Source organism: Ligilactobacillus sp. LYQ60 (genome assembly GCF_045033015.1).
Lineage (GTDB): Bacteria > Bacillota > Bacilli > Lactobacillales > Lactobacillaceae > Ligilactobacillus.
This window is the reverse complement of the sequence record NZ_JBJFZV010000001.1, coordinates 404,875-424,955: the sequence shown is the minus strand read 5'-3', so window position 1 is coordinate 424,955 and position 20,081 is coordinate 404,875. Positions and strand designations below refer to the sequence as shown.

The following is a 20,081-nucleotide window of genomic DNA, read 5'->3' as shown; positions in this document are numbered from 1 at the left end:
CAATGGAAGTGAAGGGATGAGAGGCAATGAAGGAAACAACGCGAACAACGGCAAAAATGATGATTACTAAGCGGGTGAAAACCAGCAAAAGTTTCCATATTACGTTAACAACGTGGAAACGAGACCGACGGATTGAAATTATCGCAAATAACGGTGCGTTTGTTTTTCGAGAAAATGGTTATGACCGGCTTAATAAGAAGGGATTAAATCAGCAAAAGGTCCTTACACTTCTTGATAAGCAAATGAACGTAGAGTTTCCCCGGAGTCACCGGTTGTTCATTGGGATTAAGTAAATAATCCTCCATAGTACACAAAAACAGGAATGCGTCAAGTAGCGCATTCCTGTTTTTGTGATCGAATCCGAATTACAGCTTGTTGTAGTATTCAACAACGAGTGATTCGTCGATATCCATATCAAGTTCATCCCGCTCAGGAAGTCGTACCAGGGAACCTTCCATCTTGTTCTCATCGAACGTAACGAATGGTGCCCGGCCAACAACTGCCTCAAGGGCATCCTTAACGATTTGCAGGTTCTTGGACCGCTCACGTAAGGAGATCACTTGGCCTGGTTGAACTTCGTATGATGGAATGTCAACCCGCTTACCATCAACCGTAATGTGGCCGTGGTTTACAAGTTGCCGTGCTTGTCGCCGGGTAGTTGCTAATCCCAGCCGGTAAACAACGTTATCAAGCCGTTGTTCAAGCAAAATCATGAAGTTGTCACCATGCTTTCCTTCGCGGATTTTACCGGCCTTCTTAAAGAGGTTGGCAAATTGCCGCTCGGTCAAGCCATACATCATCCGTAGCTTTTGTTTTTCTTGCAGCTGCATGCCGTATTCGGACAGTTTCCGCCGGTTGTTTTGACCGTGCTGTCCTGGGGCGTATGGCCGCCGTGACAATTCTTTCCCGGTACCCGAAAGGGAAATTCCTAGGCGCCGTGAAACTTTCCAACTTGGACCTGTGTAACGTGACATAAGGTAATTCCTCCAATAAAAGTTTTTTGGAGTAAAATAACGAATGTGAACTTAGTATTCGTGCAGTTCGTTTTGACCGTTCACCCTTGCAGCTGGGTTACTTGTAATACTGTTGCCAGCAACGAACTGGGGACGTGTTTACCGTCCACTGCTGCATTATTTTACACGAGTCCCAGTTTACCAAGAATAGATGGCGAAATCAAGGTAATTAATTGGGGCTTTATGCGTAAAAAAAGAAGTGAATATGGTATAATTAAAGCTGGATTTTTACCGGAAATTTGTAATTTAATTATAATAATGGTAATTAATTAATGTGATGAAAAGGACGGGATCGTGATGGCATTATTCTTCGTGGCAATTATTATTATCGCCGTGGGTATTTATCTGGGGATTTTGTATTTCCAACAGTCCTACGCCGATCAAATTGCACGGGACAAGGGAAACCTACAGCAAATTGAAGAAGTTAATCTCGATAAAGAATTAGCGGCGATCAATCGGCTTAACTTAACGGGGGAAAGTCTCGCCGAGTTTGAAAAACTCGATCAGAATTACCGGGAATTAAAGGCGAAAACTATTCCGGAATTAACTGATAGTATTGAGCGAGCTAAGCAGTATAATTCACAGTATCAGTTTATTAAAACCCGGAATGAAATGCATAACTATGAGCAGCAATCAAGCACTGCCATTAACAAGATTCGTGCCACTAAGGAACAGCTAACAGAGATTCAACAAAGTGCTGATGAACACGCGAAGGCAATTGAACAGTTACGGACTAAGTTTAAGGAAATGCATAAGGTATTATTGGCCGATAATGCTGAGTATGGCGAAGCGGCAACTCCCCTTGAAGAACGGTTAGCTGATGCGGAGAAGGAATTTGATGATTTCACCGCCGTTTCGACGAGTGGAGACTTAGTCACTTCAGGGAAAACACTGGCTGAACTGCGGAAGAAGATGGCTTCCCTAGAGGAGTTAATGGAAAAGATTCCGCCGCTTCAGGAAAATCTTGTGCATGCTTTTCCGGAACAACTGGATGAAATTGAAGAAAATTTCAGTAACTTTACCGCGAATAACTATGCATTCAGCGGTGATTTTCCGCAATTGTTGAAGGAAATTAGTGATAACCGACGGGATAGTTTAACTGACCTGAAGAAGCTTAACATTACAAATGTTGAAGGCTATGACAAAAAGATCAGCAAGGCAATTGATCATGCCTATGATCTACTCGAACAGGAATACCAAGCCCGGCAACGTGTTGAAAAACAACAAAAGACCCTAAGTGAGTTCATTGCGCATGCTGTTAAGCAGGAACATGATCTATTAATTGAGCTTGACCGGATTCGGCAAAATTACGAATTAACACATGGTGAACAAGAGAACGCCCAGGAGCTTGATAAGAAGCTTAAGATAATTCAGAAAGATTACGATGAGTCGTTGAAACAGTCAAGCAACGGACCGGTTCTGTACAGTGCAATTCAAAAACAGCAGGAACGGATGAAGGAGCAACTGACGGCAATTGAACGGCGGCAAAAAGCAATTCGTGATGGAGTTACGCATCTGTGGGATGAGGAAAAGGTTGCACAACAGGCGGTGTCAGCATTTGACGTCCAGATTCATAATATGCGGCGTGATGTTGAGCGGCTTAACCTTCCAGGGTTGAAAGATGAGTACCTAAATTTCTTCTTTAATGTGAGCGATAAGATTGAACAGCTGGATCATTCCCTCAATCGGCTCCAGGTTAACATGGATCAGATTAGTACCATGGTTCAGGATACTGCTGCTGACCTGACTGTTCTGGGAAATAAAACCAAGAAGATTATTGAAAGTTCGATTCTGACAGAGCAACTGCTTCAGTACGCTAACCGGTATCGGAATCAAAACGAGGCCGTGGCGCAGGCATATGAGAAAGCGACTGCTCAATTTGAGCAGCAGTATGATTATGCGCGGGCGTTGGATACCATTGCAACAGCGCTCGGCAACGTTGCGCCGGGAATTTATAAACAGCTCTTAGCGGAATACCGGCGGACAAATCGGGTTGAGTACCAAATCCCGGATGTTCAGTTAACACCGCCGGCTGTTGATGACGACGAATTGGCTGAGAAAGATCAACCAAATTAATAGAAATACATGGTTAGTACGGGGAGACTGTGACATAAGTTGCAGTCTCTTTGCTATTTCCAACTAATCCAGTATCAAAATAAACGAATTCCAGTGAAAGTGAACCAGTCGCTGAATTTATTCTTTATGTTCTGGTTGGTTCGTTATATCCCATAGCCGCCACGTCCGTTTTCGTTGTGTGAGTCTCCCTTTTTAAACCATTATTTGTGAAGAAACGAAGAGTGCGGAGAGTTCTTTGCTGTGATAGAATAGAGCGTGATTTCCACGTTATAAGATAGCGGTTTACCACAATAAATAAATTTAATGAAAGGAGTAGCCATGATTTATTTTGATAACAGTGCAACAACAAAGGTTGCCCCGGAAGTGCTGGCGACGTATGACAAGGTTAGTCAGCAGGTTTGGGGCAATCCATCGTCGCTAAACGCGCTTGGAATGCAGGCGCATAATCTTCTTGAACAGGCCCGACATCAGATTGCGGATCTTCTGGGAGTAGCTGATCATGAAATTTTCTTTACGAGTGGTGGCTCTGAAGGTGATAATTGGGTGATTAAGGGAACGGCAATGGCAAAGTACATGCATGGTAAACATCTGATTACTTCAAGCGTTGAACACCCTGCTGTTTTAAGTACGATGGCACAATTGGAGCGGTTGGGGTTTGACGTGACCTACTTGCCGGTTGATCATCAGGGGCGGGTTCGGCCGGCTGATCTGAAAGCAGCGCTGCGGTCAGATACAATTCTTGTTTCAATAATGGCAGTGAATAATGAAGTAGGTGCAATTGAGCCAATTAACGAATTAGCAGCTGTCTTGCGCGCTTACCCGAAAGTTCACTTTCATGTCGACGCGGTGCAAGCGCTTGGGAAGGGCGTTCAATCCCTTTTTATGAACGACCGGGTTGACTTTGTTAGCTTCTCTGGGCATAAATTCCACGCTCCCCGGGGAGTGGGGTTTGTATACAAAAAGAGCGGACGAAAGTTAGAACCTTTAATTACTGGTGGCGGTCAAGAAAAGAACCAGCGGAGTAGCACCGAAAATTTACCGGCAATTGTGGGAATGGCTCGTGCAATGCGGCTGCTCCTCGAACATGAAGACGAAAACGTTCAACAGGAACAACGTGTGCGGCAGGCTATTTTTGACCACATTAGTTCTAAGGAAAAGGTCCACGTTTTTTCGGCAATGGGGTCAACGTTTGCTCCCCATATCTTAACGTTTGCAATTGAAGGGGTGCGCGGCGAAACTGTGGTGCATGCTTTTGAGCACGAAGGAATCTATTTATCGACAACGAGTGCCTGTTCCTCTAAGGACAGTGCAGGTTCTGGCACTCTCAGTGCGATGGGGGTTGCTCCGGAACTAGTGACTGGAGTCGTGCGAATAAGTTTGGATGGGTCCAATACACTTGAAGAAGCCCACCAGTTTAACGCTGTTTTTGACCGGCTTTACGAACGGTTTAAGATGATTAATTCATAGGAGGATGCTATGCAGTACACCGAAATTATGGTGCGGTATGGGGAACTTTCAACGAAGGGTAAGAACCGGCAAAGTTTTATCGACCGGTTAGCCCATAATACCCGGCAAGCACTGCGGGATTTTCCGCGTCTTGAAATCAAAGCACACCGGGATAGGATGCACATTAAACTTAACGGAACAGATTCAAAGGCAGTTACCGCACGGCTTGATCGGATTTTCGGGATACAAAATTACTCACCAACCGTGCGGGTTGAAAAGGAATTTGCTGCCGCTAAGCAGGCGGCGATTGCACTGGTTAAGGAACGGTTTGAACCCGGAATGACGTTTAAAGTTAACACCCGGCGGGCCGACCATAAGTTTAAGTATGACACCAACCAGATGAATGATTTACTAGGGGGAGCAATTCTTAAAGCGTTTCCGGGAATTAAGGTGCAAATGAAGGACCCAGAGATTCTTATTCGTGTTGAGGTTCGGATTGATGGAATCTATCTTTCATTGGGGAAAATTAAGGCTGCCGGTGGAATGCCAGTAGGCACTGCCGGAAAGGGAATGATGATGCTTTCAGGGGGGATTGATTCACCAGTGGCCGCCTACCTTGCGATGAAGCGGGGGGTGGAGGTTGAAATGGTTCACTTCTTCAGTCCACCGTACACGAGTGAGCAGGCCTTAAATAAAGCGAAGGAATTAACGGCGAAGTTAACGCCGTATACTGGGACAATTAAGTTTATCGAAGTGCCGTTCACTGAGATTCAAGAAACAATTAAACACAATCTGCCATCTGGTTACCTGATGACCGTTCAGCGGCGGTTTATGCTTCGATTGACGGAAAGAATTGCCGAGCAACGGCACGGGTTAGCCATTTTTAACGGGGAAGCGCTTGGACAGGTAGCTTCCCAGACGCTTGAAAGTATGGCTGCAATTAACGACGTGACAACGATGCCGGTAATTCGACCGGTGGTCTCATTGGACAAGACGGAAATTATTGCGTTAGCTCAGAAAATTGGAACGTTTGATCTTTCGATTCAACCATTTGAAGATTGCTGCACGATTTTTGCTCCGCCGGCTCCTAAGACCAAACCCCGGATTGAGCGGGCCCGCGAATACGAACAGCGGCTTGACGTGGACGGGCTGATTGACCGAGCCCTTGCCGGGACAAAGATTAGTGCCATTCATGTAGGAGAACAATTTCTTAATCAGCAGCAGGAAGAGTTTGCTGATCTATTGTAGCTTGACAATTAGGGAATTTTCGCTAAAATGGTGGGGTAATAAGGAAAAGCGATGACCAAGAGGCGGCTACCGGTCTTCCGGTACAGCGAGGAACGCATGGTGTGATGTTCTCCGGGAGGTAGCCGTGTAGCTTGTGGAAGCTGTTGGGTTGAATTAGTAGGCCTAACCGGAATGATCAACCGTTAATGAATGATTAAAGTGGGGGATGTTCCCCAATTTAGGTGGTACCGCGGCGTAGTCGTCCTATGATGGATGGCTGCGTCGTTGTTTTTTTAGAAGGGATTGTGATGAAAATGACACGGGAAATTGACATGGCGCCCAAGTATAATCCGCAAGACGTCGAACCGGGCCGTTATGACAAATGGGTTAAGGATGGGGTCTTTAAGCCGAGTGGTAATCCGGATGCAAAACCATATTCGATTGTAATTCCACCGCCGAACGTAACCGGCAAACTCCACTTAGGCCATGCCTGGGACACAACATTGCAAGATATTTTAATTCGGTTAAAGCGGATGCAGGGATATGATACGTTGTGGGTTCCGGGAATGGACCACGCTGGAATTGCTACTCAGGCAAAGGTGGAAGCCCGGCTAGCTGAGGATGGAATTTCTCGTTATGATCTAGGGCGAGAGGAATTTGTCAAGAAAGTTTGGGAATGGAAGGATGAGTATGCCGCAACCATTCACCAGCAATGGGCAAAAATGGGGATTTCCGTTGACTATGACTGGGAACGCTTCACCTTGGACGAGGGACTGTCCAAGGCAGTGCGGAAAGTCTTTGTTACCCTTTATAAGAAGGGGTTAATCTACCGTGGCGAATACATCATTAATTGGGACCCGAAGGCGCGGACGGCGCTGTCGGATATCGAAGTAATCCATAAGGATGACAAGGGGGCCTTTTACCACGTTAAGTATCCGTTTGTTGACGGAACAACGTTTAACGGTAACAACTATATCGAAATCGCGACGACCCGACCAGAGACAATGATGGGAGACGTTGCTGTTGCCGTTAATCCGGATGATGACCGGTACAAGGAACTTGTTGGAAAGGAAGTTGTGCTTCCCCTTCAAGGGCGTCACATTCCGATCATTGCTGACCAATACGTTGACCCCGAGTTTGGAACCGGAATGGTAAAAATTACGCCGGCGCATGATCCCAATGACTTTGAAGTCGGAAACCGGCACAACCTTAAGCGGATTAACACGATGAACGAGGATGCAACGATGAACGCCAATGCCGGAAAATATGAGGGGATGGACCGGTTTGAGGCCCGGAAGGCGATCGTTAAGGATCTTGAAGATCAAGGATACCTGTTAGAGGTGGAACCAATCGTTCACAGTGTGGGTCATTCTGAACGGACTGGCGTGCAGGTAGAAGCGCGCTTGTCAACGCAATGGTTCGTGAAAATGAAACCCCTCGCAGAAGCGGCTTTAAAGAACCAAGAGGGTCCTGATAAGGTTAACTTTGTACCGGAACGGTTTGAACACACGTTTAAGCAGTGGATGGAAAACGTCCATGACTGGGTTATTTCCCGGCAGCTTTGGTGGGGCCACCAGATTCCGGCGTGGTACCACAAGGAGACCGGGGAGATTTACGTTGGGGAAGAAGCTCCGCAGGACATTGAAAACTGGGAACAGGATCCGGATGTGTTGGATACGTGGTTCTCAAGTGCTCTTTGGCCGTTTACAACAATGGGGTGGCCGGATACGGATAATCCTGATTACAAGCGGTACTTCCCGACAAGTACCTTAGTAACCGGGTACGATATTATCTTTTTCTGGGTTTCTCGGATGATTTTCCAAAGCCTTGAATTTACCGGAAAGCGGCCGTTTAAGGATGTAATCTTGCACGGATTAATTCGGGACGAACAAGGGCGGAAGATGAGTAAGTCGTTGGGAAATGGAATTGATCCGATGGACGTGATTGATAAGTACGGAACCGATGCGCTCCGGTGGTTTTTAACGTTTGGAACAACCGCCGGACAAGATATTCGTTTCTCCTACCAGAAAATGGATGCAGCTTGGAATTTTATCAATAAGATTTGGAACGCAAGCCGGTACGTCATCATGAATTTGGATGATAATACCACCACCGAACTGCCTGCTAAGGGCGATTGGCAGTTAGCTGACCGGTGGATCATTAGCCGGTTAAACCAGACGACGAAACGGGTACTCCGTTTCTTTGAAGAATATGAATTTGGTGAAGCTGATCGGGCCCTTTATAACTTCATTTGGAACGACTTTTGTGATTGGTACATCGAGTTTACAAAACGAGATTTGAACGGGACAAATACGCACCGTAAGCAAGTTGTGCAGCATATTTTATGTCACGTTCTGGATCAAATTTTACGGTTGATGCACCCGATTACGCCGTTTGTAACGGAGAAGATTTGGTTAACGATGCCTCATGACGGGAAATCAATCGTAACGGCCGCTTACCCAATGGTCCACGAAGACCAGCTTGATGCGGATGCGGAACGGCAGATGGAGGTCCTAATTGGATTGATCAAGGCGGTCCGGAATATCCGAACAGAGGTTAATGCGCCGATGTCAAGTGCCGTTGACGTTCTAGTTAAAACAACTGACGAGCAGGTTCAGACCATCTTAACGGCCAACGCTGATTACATTACTGCGTTTTGTCATGCAAAGGAACTAACGATTGGCGCGGACGTACAGGCCCCGCAATTAGCTGTTACCAAGGCAATCTCAGGTGGGGAGGTTTTACTTCCGCTTGCTGAATTAATTAATCTGGAAGATGAGATTGCGCGGTTAAAGAAAGATGCCGCTAAGCTTGATGCAGAAGTGTTGCGGGCACAAAAGAAGCTTGGAAATGAACGCTTTGTTTCGAATGCACCGGCAGCCGTTGTTGATAAGGAACGGGCAAAGTTGGCGGATTACCAAGAAAAATTAACTGCGACTAAGGCACGGATTAATGAATTGAGTGCCGTAAAATGAATTTAATTACTGAAGGCGTGTTGGTTTCGGTGTAAACTTAAACCGGACACCAAGAAAGAGGAACTGGGTGACCGGTTGCTCTTTTTTAATGGGGGGAAAATGATGAATTACGATGAAGCACTGGCGTTCATTCATAACCGGCCGCGCTTAAAAAAGGCACCAACGTTAAGACGGATGCGGCAATTTCTGGCGCTTTTAGGAAATCCTCAGGAACACGGGCGGTTTATTCACGTAACCGGAACAAACGGAAAGGGCTCAGTAGTTGCCATGCTTCGGAATCTCCTAATCGGGCAGGGATTAACCGTTGGGACGTTTACGTCGCCGTATATTGTTAGGTTTAATGAACGAATTGCGGTTAACGGCAAAATGATTACGGACGCCGAGGTTGTCACCCTGGTAACGAAGCTGGAACCAATAATTAAACAAATGGATACGACGGGGGAAGGCCCGACTGAATTTGAGGTCGTTACCGCAATGATGTTTTGTTACTTTGCAACACATCCAGTTGATTTTGTTATCTGTGAGGTAGGGATCGGGGGAACGTATGATTCAACTAACGTGCTGCCGCATCCGGTTGCGAGTGCAATTGTGACAGTTGCGTATGATCACATGAAGCTTTTAGGCAATTCCATCACGGCAATTGCTGCCCAAAAGGCGGGAATTATAAAACCGCGTTGTCCGGTTGTTGTGGGACAGGTTCCTGATGAAGCTTATCCGGTGATTCGGCAACGAGCGATTCAGCAACATGCGCCGCTAGCGGTGTATAACGAGGATTTTTTAGTGCTGGATCATCACCAAATGCCTACCGGAGAGCGGTTAACGTATCACGATAAGAACTGGCCGGTATTAACGGTAACAACCGCATTAAAGGGTCAATATCAGGTGATTAATGCGGCGGTGGCCCTCCGGCTGTTTGAAATATGCTGTGAGCAAGCACATATTACCCCCCAGCCGGGAGAAATTACCCGGGCGTTAGAAGACGTTCGGTGGCCGGGACGATTAGAGCAGGTTGTTGGCGAGCCACTTGTTCTCTTAGACGGAGCCCATAACTCTGCAGCAATAACAGTATTAGGAGACACGCTTAAACAGCGGTACCGTGGTAGGACAATCAATGTTATTATGGCAATTCTTGCCGATAAAGATGCAGTAGCGATGGTGCAGCAATTGAAACGAATTAAGGGCGTACGGGTGGTATTGACGGGATTTGAGTGCCCTCCGCGACCATTAGTTGGGGCAAAGGATGCGCAGGAGTTAGGCGTTGAGTACATCGCAGACTGGCGGGCTGCATTCATGGCGATTATTCAGAACGCTACGGCAGATGATGTTATTTTATTCACTGGTTCGTTATATTTTGTTGCAACGGTGCGTCCCTTTTTTAAAAAATAAGGTTATGAATTAAGGATACGGAGGACAAAATGGAAGGAACGGTTCATTTTTTTGATGACAAGAAGGGGTATGGTTTTATCACCCCGGACAAAGCAGCAGATGATGTTTTTGTTCACTTTACCGCAATTAAGGAGCGGGAATTGCGAAGGCTCATGGTTGGGCAAAGAGTGACCTTTCAAGTAATGGAAGGTCACCGGGGGTTCCAGGCGATTAATGTTCGGTTAATTGGGGAGAATCCGCTTGAATCTGATAACGATTGTTAGAACGAATGTGGTATAATTGCGGTACGAATAACGGTTTTGATTGGCCGAGGTAGGTAAAGGGATGAAGAAGAGCGTGTTTGGATTCGGGACGAGAAATATTGGAATTGATTTGGGGACGGCGAATACTATCGTGTACGTTGAAGGTAAGGGAATTGTTTTACGTGAGCCCTCAGTTGTTGCCCAAAATACGCGAACAGGGGCAATTATTGCGGTCGGTTCTGACGCGCGTGATATGATTGGCCGGACGCCTGAAAGTATTATTGCAACCCGGCCGATGAAAGACGGTGTTATTGCCGATTATGATACGACGGTTGCGATGGTGAAATACTACATTGAAAAGGCCGTTGGGGGACGACTTGCTGGCCGGCCCAATATTATGATTTGTGTTCCAAGTGGGGCAACTGAGGTGGAAAAACGGGCAGTGATTGATGCCGCACAGGTTGCTGGTGCCCGAAATGCGGACGTGATCGAGGAACCCTTCGCTGCAGCAATTGGAGCGGATCTTCCAGTTAATGATCCCACTGGAAGTATGGTGGTTGATATCGGTGGAGGAACAACTGATATTGCGACAATCTCATTAGGTGGGATTGTATCTAGCCGGTCAATTCGGATGGCTGGTGATAAGCTAAATGAAGCAATTGCGAACTATGTGCAAGAGCATTTTCAGTTGTTAATTGGGATGCGTACGGCCGAACGACTAAAGTTTGATGCCGCATCGGCGTCATTAAAGAAGGCGGATGAATTGGATGATCAGCCTGTTCGGGGACGTGATCTCGAGAGTGGATTGCCACAAACAGTTGACATTCCAGCAAGTGCGGTTGCACAAGCTATTCAGCCAGTAGTAACGGCAATTATCACGTCAATTAAGGACATTCTGGAAGAGACGCCACCGGAAATTTCGGCAGACGTAATTGACCGAGGAATTGTATTAACCGGTGGGGGCGCGTTATTACGGAATTTAGACGAAGTAATTGCGGATGTAACGAAAGTACCCGTTTTTGTTGCAACGGACCCGCTTGACTGCGTTGCGATTGGAACCGGTGAGGCCCTTAAGGGGTTTGGTGCGATTAAGAAGTAGCTTTGTGGGAGAGAGTTAGAGGGTGGTTTACGCCAGCCTCTAACTTTTTGAATGGTAGTCAGGTAGGAGGATAATTCATGCGGAAGTTTGGGCTAAATAAGAAACTCGTTGTAGCGTTGGTGGCGATAATTGGGAGTTTCTTGTTAATTGCTTTTTCAATTGATGTACGGAATAACCGGCAAACACCGCCTTTTATTCAGCAAATTGGGAATGATGCAGCAACTATCGTTGATGACGTTGTTGCAGTTCCTTTAAACGGATTAAAAACGATTGGAAGTTCAGCAGCGGCGTTAGAAAATACGTATCAGCAAAACGAACAGCTGAAGAAGCAAATAACGGAGCTGGGGGAGCAGCGGGCGGAAAACCGAGCGCTGCGTCAGCAGAATAAACAACTTCAACAAGAGTTATCCTTAAATCATAGTTTAACAGCATACGAAAAAGTTACGGCTGCCGTAGTAACGCGGGCCCCTTCGAGTTGGCAAAACATTATTGTTATTAATAAGGGCTCCCGGGCCGGAATCAAGAAAAACCAGGCTGTAATGTCACAACGCGGTTTAATTGGTCGGATTATTGAGGTCAGCCAAAATAATAGCAAGGTTGAGCTTTTATCGACGAAGGATGATGCCGTTGACCGGTTCCCGGTAGAGGTTCAGAATATTAAGGGAACTACCGTTAACGGGCTAATTACCGGCTACAACAGTACGACTAACCAGTTGATCATGGGGCAAGTTACTAATAAGGACGCCGTTAAGGTAGGGACGCAGGTTACGACTTCGGGACTTGGTGGTATCACCCCGAAGGGATTGCTTGTTGGAAAGGTTACCCGGGTTGAGAGTGCTGATTATGGGATGCCTGCTAAGATTTACATTCAACCAGCAGCTAATATGACAAACCTTAGCGTTGTAACGGTTATCAAACGGTAGGTGAAGAAGCATGCGAATCGCGAAGATGAGGTATTTTTTCCCGATAGGATTATTTCTGGCGTTAATGTTAGACGGATCTTTAAGTCACCTTTTTTCCACCCAGTTCTTTTCAACTACGATTTCAGTGGAGAGTCGGCTTGTTTTATTGTGGATTGTAATGACGATTTGTGTCTGCGGTGACAGGGTTAAACACATTGGGTTATGGGCGGTAATTGCTGGCTTGTTTTTTGATATGTTCTATACGGGAATTCTCGGTGTATACGTGTTGATTCTACCCGTGATGGTGATTTTTACCCGGTGGATTGCCCAGTACTTCGCGCCATCGTTTTTGGTGACAATTATGATCTATTTAATTGATGTTACTGTAATGACGGTTTTGTCATACGGAATTTATTCGTTTTGGATGGCAAACGGCTCGTTGATTGCGATGATTGCGCAGACGCTAGGCCCAACGTTGGCATTTAACTTAGCGGCATTTGTTTTGTTGTATTACCCGCTGGATCGGTTCTTAAGGCGGTATTCATAAATGAACGGAGAAGTCATGAAAGCAGTAAGTTTAAAAGGATATAAGGATCGGTTTGAACTGGTGGTTCACGATACGGCTAGCTTTACCCAGATAAAAAAAGAACTCGCGGATCTTTTAGCGAAAGTGAATGAGGATAAACAGTATAAGAATAAAGAAATGACCGTGACCGTTCAAACCGGAATGCGTCAATTAACGACCCCGCAGGAGGATGAGCTAAAGAAGCTGTTCAAACCATACCCGTTGTTGTCAGTTGTGGGGTTTAAATCAACGGTTGTTTTACGTACGACCGCAGCGAAGGTTGTCGCAGATGTTCAAACGCGGGTTGATACGAGTATCGTTCGGAGTGGTCAAGACAAACAGCTAACCGGTGATGTTTTATTCATGGGAACTGTTCATGATGGCGGGACTCTTCGTGCTGAAGGAAATATTTACGCACTAGGGGCGCTTGAAGGAATCATTTGTGCTGGGACCAAGCGTGCCGATGCAGTGATTGTTGGAGATTTGAGTAAGGTGCAACAGGTGCGGATTGGAACAATCGTTGCAATTATTGCTGATGAGGATGAGACGCAGTTAAGCGCTCCAACCACCGTTGCTTTTGTCGAAGATGAGACGGTTAAGTTTGCGCCGTTAATTGAATTTTTAAAGAAAAAGCCAGAGTTCTTTGCAGAAAAGGAAGTGTTTTAAATGGGAACGACAATCGTTGTAACTTCGGGGAAAGGCGGTGTTGGTAAAACAACAACGACCGCAAACGTTGGAACGGCTCTCGCCCTAAAAGGGAAGCGCGTATGTCTCGTTGACCTTGATATTGGGTTACGAAACCTTGATGTTGTGATGGGGTTAGAAAACCGGATTATTTATAATATTGTTGACGTTGCAGAAAAGCGTGCAAAGCTACACCAGGCCCTGATTAAGGATAAACGGTTTGATGATCAGCTGTATGTATTAGCAGCGGCCCAAAACACGGATAAGTCTGCGCTGGAACCCGAGCAAACGAAAGAAATTGTGACCCAGTTAAAGAAGGATTTTGATTATGTCTTGTTGGATTGTCCAGCGGGTATTGAACAGGGCTTTATTAATGCAGTTTCAAGTGCGGATCAGGCAATTGTTGTTACGACCCCGGAGAATTCATCGGTTCGGGATGCTGATCGGGTAGTTGGCTTATTAGAACAGCAGGATTTAGAAACAGAGCCGATGTTAGTGATTAACCGGGTACGCCCTGATATGATGAGTAACGGTGAGGTAATGGATGTCGATGAAATTACTCACCACCTGGCAATTAAGCTGGTGGGGGTGATTGCTGAAGACGATGGGGTCATCGCGGCAACCAATAAGGGGGAACCGGTTGTCTTAGACGAAGGGAACCAGGCCGGTCAGGGTTACCGAAACGTTGCTCGCCGGTTAGAGGGAGAAACGGTTCCTTTGATGAAAATTAACGGAAAAAAGTATGGGGAAAGGAACCATGGTGGGTTCTTTAGCCGGCTACGGGCATGGTTTAAGCGCGGTTAGTTTGTAAACAGGATAGCGTAATAAAACGGGGTTTAGTGGCGTTAACGTGATATGCTAAACATCGTTTTTTTTATGGCATAATTGCGTATGGTAAAATTAGGACGATAATACTGTGGAGGTTAGGAGCGCGAATTAGTGATTTGGCAAATTATCATTGCAATTCTTTTTTTAAACATCATCGCGGCTGTAATTACGGTTTTCCGCGAGAAGCGAGATATTGCGGCGACATGGGCATGGTTGCTTGTGTTGTTGCTTTTACCGGGAATCGGTTTTATTATCTACCTTTTTGCGGGGAAAAAGATCTCGCGTGAACGAATTTTTAATTTAAAGATGCAGGAACGGTTGGGAACTGATAAGCTGGTTACGGCACAGAAGGACGAATGGCAAGCGGGACGGTTGCTACCAGCAGCACTTTCCAATAATGATTCTCGCCAGCTGTCTCGGTTGCTCCTTGATGTCGATCAGGCGGTGATGTCGCATGACAATGCGGTTCGTCTTTATACGGATGGCGTTGCGAAATTTGATGCGTTGTTAGCTGATATTGCGCAGGCGCATGATCATATTCACTTGGAATACTATACGTTTTTTAGTGATGAGATTGGTACCCGGATCCGGGATGCCCTTATTACCGCTCTTGATCGGGGGGTAGAAGTGCGGGTAATTTATGATAGCATGGGCTCGCGGGGACAGCGGCATTCCTTTTTTAAGGACTTTGAACGACATGGTGGTCAGGCAGAACCATTTTTAGGATCGAAACGCGCGCCGATTCATAGTCCCCGGTTAAATTACCGGGAACACCGGAAACTCGCCATTATTGACGGTAAGGTTGGTTACATTGGTGGATTTAATATTGGTGACCAGTATCTCGGGAAGAATCCCCGGTTTGGAAACTGGCGGGATACACACATGCGGATTGAAGGAACTGCGGTTCTCGCGATGCAGACCCGTTTTTTGATGGATTGGAATGCAACAACAAAGGGAACGACTGCCCAGGTTGACTATGCGGATCACTACTTCCCGGTTCACTATGGTTACGGAGCAACGAATATCCAGGTTGTTTCTTCGGGCCCAGACAGTGATACAGAGGCAATTAAACTTGGATATTTAAAGTTAATTAATAGTTCGGACCACTACATTAATATTCAAACGCCGTACCTGATTCCAGATGATTCTGTTTTCGAGGCATTGTGTGTTTCGGCATCTTCAGGTATTCGGGTGCGGATTATGATTCCATGCATGCCAGACCACGCGTTTGTTTACCGGGCTACCCAGTATTATGCGCGGGCGTTAATTGAAAATGGGGTTGAAGTTTACCAGTATAACAACGGTTTCTTGCACGCTAAAACGTTTGTTAGTGATGGGGAAATTTGCTCGGTGGGATCGGCTAACGTCGATTTTCGAAGCTTTAAACTTAACTTTGAATGCAATGCGTTCTGTTATGATCGGGAGTTAGCGACAGAACTGGCGGCAACGTTTGAGAATGACCTTGCAGATTGTACCCGCTTAACGGCGGAAGATTTCGACAAACAGTCCGGATGGTTGAAGTTTAAGCAGTATTTTTCCCGATTATTATCGCCCATTTTGTGAAATTAGCATGAGTTGATTGAATTTTGGACTAGACCGGTGTACAATGTACTTGTTTTTAGAAAGCGATTACATGTTCCTTGAAAGGGGTCTTGTATATGGCAAAGCACGGGTTTGGTACATTAAATTGGGTTGTGTTAATTGGTTATCTAATTTTGATGTTGTTTGTGGGTTATTATTTCAAAAAGCGAAGTAATAAAAATTCACAGGAATTTTTCAAAGCTCGAGGGAGTCACGTTCCAGCCTGGGCAGTTGGTTTTAGTATTTTTGCAACAACGCTAAGTGCAATTACTTATATGTCGACGCCAGCTAAATCTTTTGATACTGATTGGGCGTACGCTTTTGGGAATTTGTCTATCTTTTTAATTGCACCAATTATTATCAGTTTATATATTCCTTTTTTTCAAAAATTAAACGTAACTACAGCATATGAATATTTAGAAGCAAGGTTTAACCCGTTTCTCAGAATATTTAGTAGCTTGTTATTTATACTATTCCACATAGGACGAATAGCCATTGTTATTTATTTACCAACGGTTGCGTTGGAATCGATCATTAAGATTAATCCGTACTGGGTTGCATTGTTAATTACAGGATTATGTATAGTTTATACGTATCACGGTGGTATGGAAGGTGTTATATGGAGTGACGTTATTCAAGGGATTTTATTGTTAAGTGGTGCAGCAATCATAATTGGATTTGCAATTTATCGGACTCATGGTGGATGGAATTCAGTAATGAGGACAACGGTTAGTCAAGGAAAAATCTTAACTCGGAGTGATTTTTCATGGAGTCTTGTTAAAGCAACTGTTCCAGTTATTCTATTGGGGCAAATTTTTAATAGTTTATATCAATATACGGCTTCTCAGGATGTTGTTCAGCGGTATACAACGTCGACGGATCGAAAACATATTGCTAAGTCAATCTGGACAAATGCAATTTTATCATTAATTACAATTCCATTATTTTATGGAATGGGGACTGTTTTATTTAGTTTCTATCACAATGGCGGGCATTTACCGGTAGGTTTTAACACTGCTGCAATTGTCCCATACTTTGTTTTAACCCAAATTCCAGCAGGAATCGCAGGGTTAATTATTGCCGCTATTTTTGCAGCATCACAAGCAACGATTGCCTCTAGTTTAAATAGTACCGCTGCTTGTGTAGTAACTGATTTTCAAAAACGGTTTATGAAGGATAAAAGCGATGAAATGAGTATGAAATTAACTCGTATTACAATTTTAGTAGTTGGGTTGATGAGTCTTATCTGTACGTTAATGTTAATTAAAGTTCATCGGGAAGATATGTTAGATGCATATCTGTCGCTTTTCGGTCTTTTTGGTGTTCCAATCGCCGGGACGTTTGCGTTGGGGATTTTAAGCCAACGTGCTAATGGTTTTGGCGCTACGTTAGGAATGTTATTGACATCTTTAATTTGTTATTTCATTCAATCTCACGGAGTAAACGCACTGTTGGTAAGTTGTATTGGCTTCATTGGAAGTATGGTCTTAGGATATGTTTTCAGTTTGTTTAAAAAGAGCACTAAGGATATTGTTGGATTAACATTAAAAACTATCAATAAAAATATTAAATAAGGAGTGAATAAAAATGCAAAAGGTATATTCAGCATTGATGACGGCGTTTGACAAGAATGGTAATCTTGATGAACAAGGGACTCGGGAAATTATTCGTTATAACATTGATAAAATGCACGTTGATGGGCTATATGTAGGCGGAAGTACAGGTGAAGCATTTTTAATTGATGAAGAAGAGAAAAAGAAGATTTTTAAGATTGCAATTGAGGAAGCGGCTGGCGCATGTGATTTAATTGCTCAAGTGGGATCACCCAATCTCGTTCAGGCAAAAAGGCTGGCAAATTATGTAGTAAATACTCTTGGTTATTCAACGATTTCGGCGGTAACGCCATTTTACTATCATTTTGATTTTGATGAAATTAAAAACTACTATGATACCATTGTTGAAGGTTTAGATACACGATTAATTGTATATTCAATCCCGGCGTTGACGGGGGTGGCTTTGTCACTTAAACAATTTGAAGAATTATTAGCAAATCCTAAAATAGTTGGGATTAAATACACAAACAATGACTTTTATCTGTTAGAACGTCTCAGGAATAAATTTCCGGATAAAAAAATTTATTCTGGGTTTGACGAAATGTTATTATCAGCACTTGTGCTTGGGGTTGATGGCTGTATTGGTTCAACATTTAACGTTAACACTCCGCGGGTAAAACGGGAAATTAAAGCGTTTAATGAAGGCGATATTATTACAGCTAGGGAAATGCAGCGGCAGTCTAATGATTTAATTTCAGCGATTCTCGACAATGATTTATATAACTGTATTAAATTGCTTTTACAAGAGCAAGGTGTGCATGCTGGATTTACCCGTGAGCCAATGAGGAAACCTACTGCTGAAATGAAACGGAAAGCTCATGAAATTGCAGTTAAATATTTGAAATAGTGTAAAGGAGTGTAGGTAATGAATGCTTTTTTAGAACAAACGCAAGGCAAGCTAATTGTTTCGTGTCAGGCTTTAGAAGATGAACCACTGCATAGTTCGTTTATTATGGCTAGGATGGCAAGGGCGGCGAGCCAGGCAAATGCTGCAGGAATTCGAGCTAATTCAATTGTTGATATTCAGGCAATTCAGGATGAAGTTTCATTGCCAATTATTGGAATTATTAAATGTGATTATGATGACAGTCCAGTGTATATTACACCAACAATGAAAGAGATGCGGGCTGTTGCTGCAACTGGGGTGGCAGTAGTTGCAACGGATTGTACTAATCGACCGCACCCTCAGGGGACTGATTTAGGAGCAATGGTTAAAAAATGTCATGTGGAATTTCCAGAAACATTGGTTATGGCCGATACGGGTTCGATTGAAGATGTGCGTGCTGCAAACGAATTGGGATTTGACTTGATTGGAACAACAATGCATGGGTATACTCCGGAAACTACGGGATTAAACATCGCAGACAACGATTTTGAATATCTTAAAGAGGTTTTAAAGGTGGCTAATGTTCCAGTAATTTGTGAAGGAAAAATTGATAGTCCAGCGAAAGCACGGCGGGTCATTGATTTAGGTGCTCATGCGGTTGTGGTTGGAGGAGCCATTACGCGCCCACAGCAGATCACTAAAAGATTTACAGATGCTTTGGAGGGTTGATTATTTAGGAAGGTGATTGGTCGTGAACAAGTACCTTGCTTTTGATGTGGGCGGAACCACTATTAAAGCGGCATTGATAGACGAATCTCAAGGGATTACCTATGTCGGTAAGTATTCAACAAACCGTAATCAAAATGATTGTATTCTTAAAATAATTGATCAAGTTAGTCGTAAAGTTTGTGCGTGTGAGCATTGCAGCGGGGTGGGGATTAGTACCGCTGGTATTGTTGATGAGAAAAATGGTCGGATTATGTATGCTGGGCCAACCATTCCAGGGTATATGGGGACTGAACTGGGGTCAACACTTAGTGCAAGTGTTCATCTTCCTATTCGCGTGGTAAATGATGTTGATGCGGCATTGTTGGGTGAGTTGTTGTGTGGTTGCGCACAATCGTATACAGATGTGTATTGTGTAGCCCTGGGAACAGGAATTGGGGGAGCTCATTACGTTGATGGAAAATTAATCAACGGCGCTCATTGGCGAGCAAACTCAGTAGGATATATGGATGCTGGTCTTGATAACTATTTAACATGGGAGCAGCGTTCATCCACTATTGCTTTAGAAAAACGATTGTCAGGTCTAGGATTAACACCTATTGACGCTTTTGCGCAGATGGATAGAGATCCAAATGTCGGGCATATTATGATGAAATGGTTTGATGAAATTGGAAGAGGACTTGCTAATATTATTCTGATTATCGATCCGGAATTATTATTGATTGGAGGAGCAGTTTCTCTTCAAGAAGAATGCCTAATTAAGCCTTTAAAAACGGCTGTTAGGCGTCATTTACCAAAAGGATTTCTTGATACCGAAATCAAAGCTGCACAGCTACATAACGATGCAGCGCTTTATGGTGCAGTCGCGCCATTTATAATGGAGTGATTTTAG

18 protein-coding genes and 1 other annotated feature are annotated in these 20,081 nt (G+C 44.5%); of the genes, 17 read left to right on the top strand and 1 reads right to left on the bottom strand.

Annotated elements, in window-relative coordinates:
• Positions 1-26: 26 nt before the first annotated feature.
• Entirely contained in the window at positions 27-293 is a 267-nt protein-coding gene (locus tag ACI3EZ_RS02030) for a hypothetical protein (protein ID WP_405023939.1), read from the top strand.
• Positions 294-365: 72 nt separating this feature from the next.
• Here ACI3EZ_RS02030 and rpsD read toward each other — a convergent pair whose 3' ends face one another.
• Complete coding sequence (gene rpsD / locus ACI3EZ_RS02025; protein ID WP_405023938.1) at positions 366-974, bottom strand: 30S ribosomal protein S4; 609 nt, start codon at positions 972-974, stop codon at positions 366-368.
• A gap of 336 nt (positions 975-1,310) precedes the next feature.
• Here rpsD and ACI3EZ_RS02020 point away from each other — a divergent pair, with 336 nt between their 5' ends.
• The 16 genes from ACI3EZ_RS02020 (at position 1,311) to ACI3EZ_RS01945 (ending at position 20,075) form a co-directional block, all read left to right on the top strand.
• A complete protein-coding gene (locus ACI3EZ_RS02020; protein WP_405025351.1) occupies positions 1,311-3,089 on the top strand; it encodes a septation ring formation regulator EzrA in 1,779 nt (592 codons plus the stop codon).
• Positions 3,090-3,407: 318 nt separating this feature from the next.
• Positions 3,408-4,556, top strand: coding sequence for a cysteine desulfurase family protein (locus ACI3EZ_RS02015; protein WP_405023936.1), 1,149 nt, complete (start codon positions 3,408-3,410; stop codon positions 4,554-4,556).
• A gap of 9 nt (positions 4,557-4,565) precedes the next feature.
• Positions 4,566-5,783, top strand: coding sequence for a tRNA uracil 4-sulfurtransferase ThiI (gene thiI, locus ACI3EZ_RS02010; RefSeq protein WP_405025350.1), 1,218 nt, complete (start codon positions 4,566-4,568; stop codon positions 5,781-5,783).
• 42 nt (positions 5,784-5,825) lie between these two features.
• Positions 5,826-6,032, top strand: a binding site (T-box leader).
• Between the two features lie 44 nt (positions 6,033-6,076).
• Entirely contained in the window at positions 6,077-8,737 is a 2,661-nt protein-coding gene (locus ACI3EZ_RS02005; RefSeq protein WP_405025461.1) for a valine--tRNA ligase, read from the top strand.
• A gap of 102 nt (positions 8,738-8,839) precedes the next feature.
• Positions 8,840-10,123, top strand: a complete 1,284-nt coding sequence (locus ACI3EZ_RS02000; protein WP_405023934.1) for a bifunctional folylpolyglutamate synthase/dihydrofolate synthase — start codon at positions 8,840-8,842, stop codon at positions 10,121-10,123.
• 29 nt (positions 10,124-10,152) lie between these two features.
• Positions 10,153-10,386 carry a cold-shock protein gene (locus tag ACI3EZ_RS01995; protein ID WP_405023933.1) on the top strand — a complete coding sequence of 78 codons (234 nt, stop codon included), beginning with the start codon at positions 10,153-10,155 and terminating at the stop codon, positions 10,384-10,386.
• Positions 10,387-10,459: 73 nt separating this feature from the next.
• Complete coding sequence (locus ACI3EZ_RS01990; protein ID WP_405024047.1) at positions 10,460-11,464, top strand: rod shape-determining protein; 1,005 nt, start codon at positions 10,460-10,462, stop codon at positions 11,462-11,464.
• Between the two features lie 77 nt (positions 11,465-11,541).
• Complete coding sequence (mreC, locus tag ACI3EZ_RS01985; RefSeq protein WP_405023932.1) at positions 11,542-12,387, top strand: rod shape-determining protein MreC; 846 nt, start codon at positions 11,542-11,544, stop codon at positions 12,385-12,387.
• Positions 12,388-12,397: 10 nt separating this feature from the next.
• Positions 12,398-12,913, top strand: a complete 516-nt coding sequence (mreD, locus tag ACI3EZ_RS01980; protein ID WP_405023931.1) for a rod shape-determining protein MreD — start codon at positions 12,398-12,400, stop codon at positions 12,911-12,913.
• The gene (locus ACI3EZ_RS01975) at positions 12,914-13,597 is read left to right on the top strand and encodes a septum site-determining protein MinC (RefSeq protein ID WP_405023930.1); all 684 of its coding nucleotides are present in this window, start codon (positions 12,914-12,916) and stop codon (positions 13,595-13,597) included.
• Positions 13,598-14,419 carry a septum site-determining protein MinD gene (gene minD, locus ACI3EZ_RS01970; protein WP_405025349.1) on the top strand — a complete coding sequence of 274 codons (822 nt, stop codon included), beginning with the start codon at positions 13,598-13,600 and terminating at the stop codon, positions 14,417-14,419.
• A gap of 135 nt (positions 14,420-14,554) precedes the next feature.
• A complete protein-coding gene (cls, locus tag ACI3EZ_RS01965; protein WP_405023928.1) occupies positions 14,555-16,006 on the top strand; it encodes a cardiolipin synthase in 1,452 nt (483 codons plus the stop codon).
• 95 nt (positions 16,007-16,101) lie between these two features.
• Complete coding sequence (locus ACI3EZ_RS01960) at positions 16,102-17,598, top strand: sodium:solute symporter (RefSeq protein WP_405023927.1); 1,497 nt, start codon at positions 16,102-16,104, stop codon at positions 17,596-17,598.
• Between the two features lie 13 nt (positions 17,599-17,611).
• On the top strand, positions 17,612-18,484 hold the full coding sequence (locus ACI3EZ_RS01955) for an N-acetylneuraminate lyase (protein WP_405023926.1): 873 nt from the start codon (positions 17,612-17,614) through the stop codon (positions 18,482-18,484).
• An 18-nt stretch (positions 18,485-18,502) separates the two neighbouring features.
• Complete coding sequence (locus ACI3EZ_RS01950) at positions 18,503-19,192, top strand: N-acetylmannosamine-6-phosphate 2-epimerase (RefSeq protein WP_405023925.1); 690 nt, start codon at positions 18,503-18,505, stop codon at positions 19,190-19,192.
• A gap of 22 nt (positions 19,193-19,214) precedes the next feature.
• Complete coding sequence (locus ACI3EZ_RS01945; protein ID WP_405023924.1) at positions 19,215-20,075, top strand: ROK family protein; 861 nt, start codon at positions 19,215-19,217, stop codon at positions 20,073-20,075.
• Positions 20,076-20,081 lie beyond the last annotated feature (6 nt).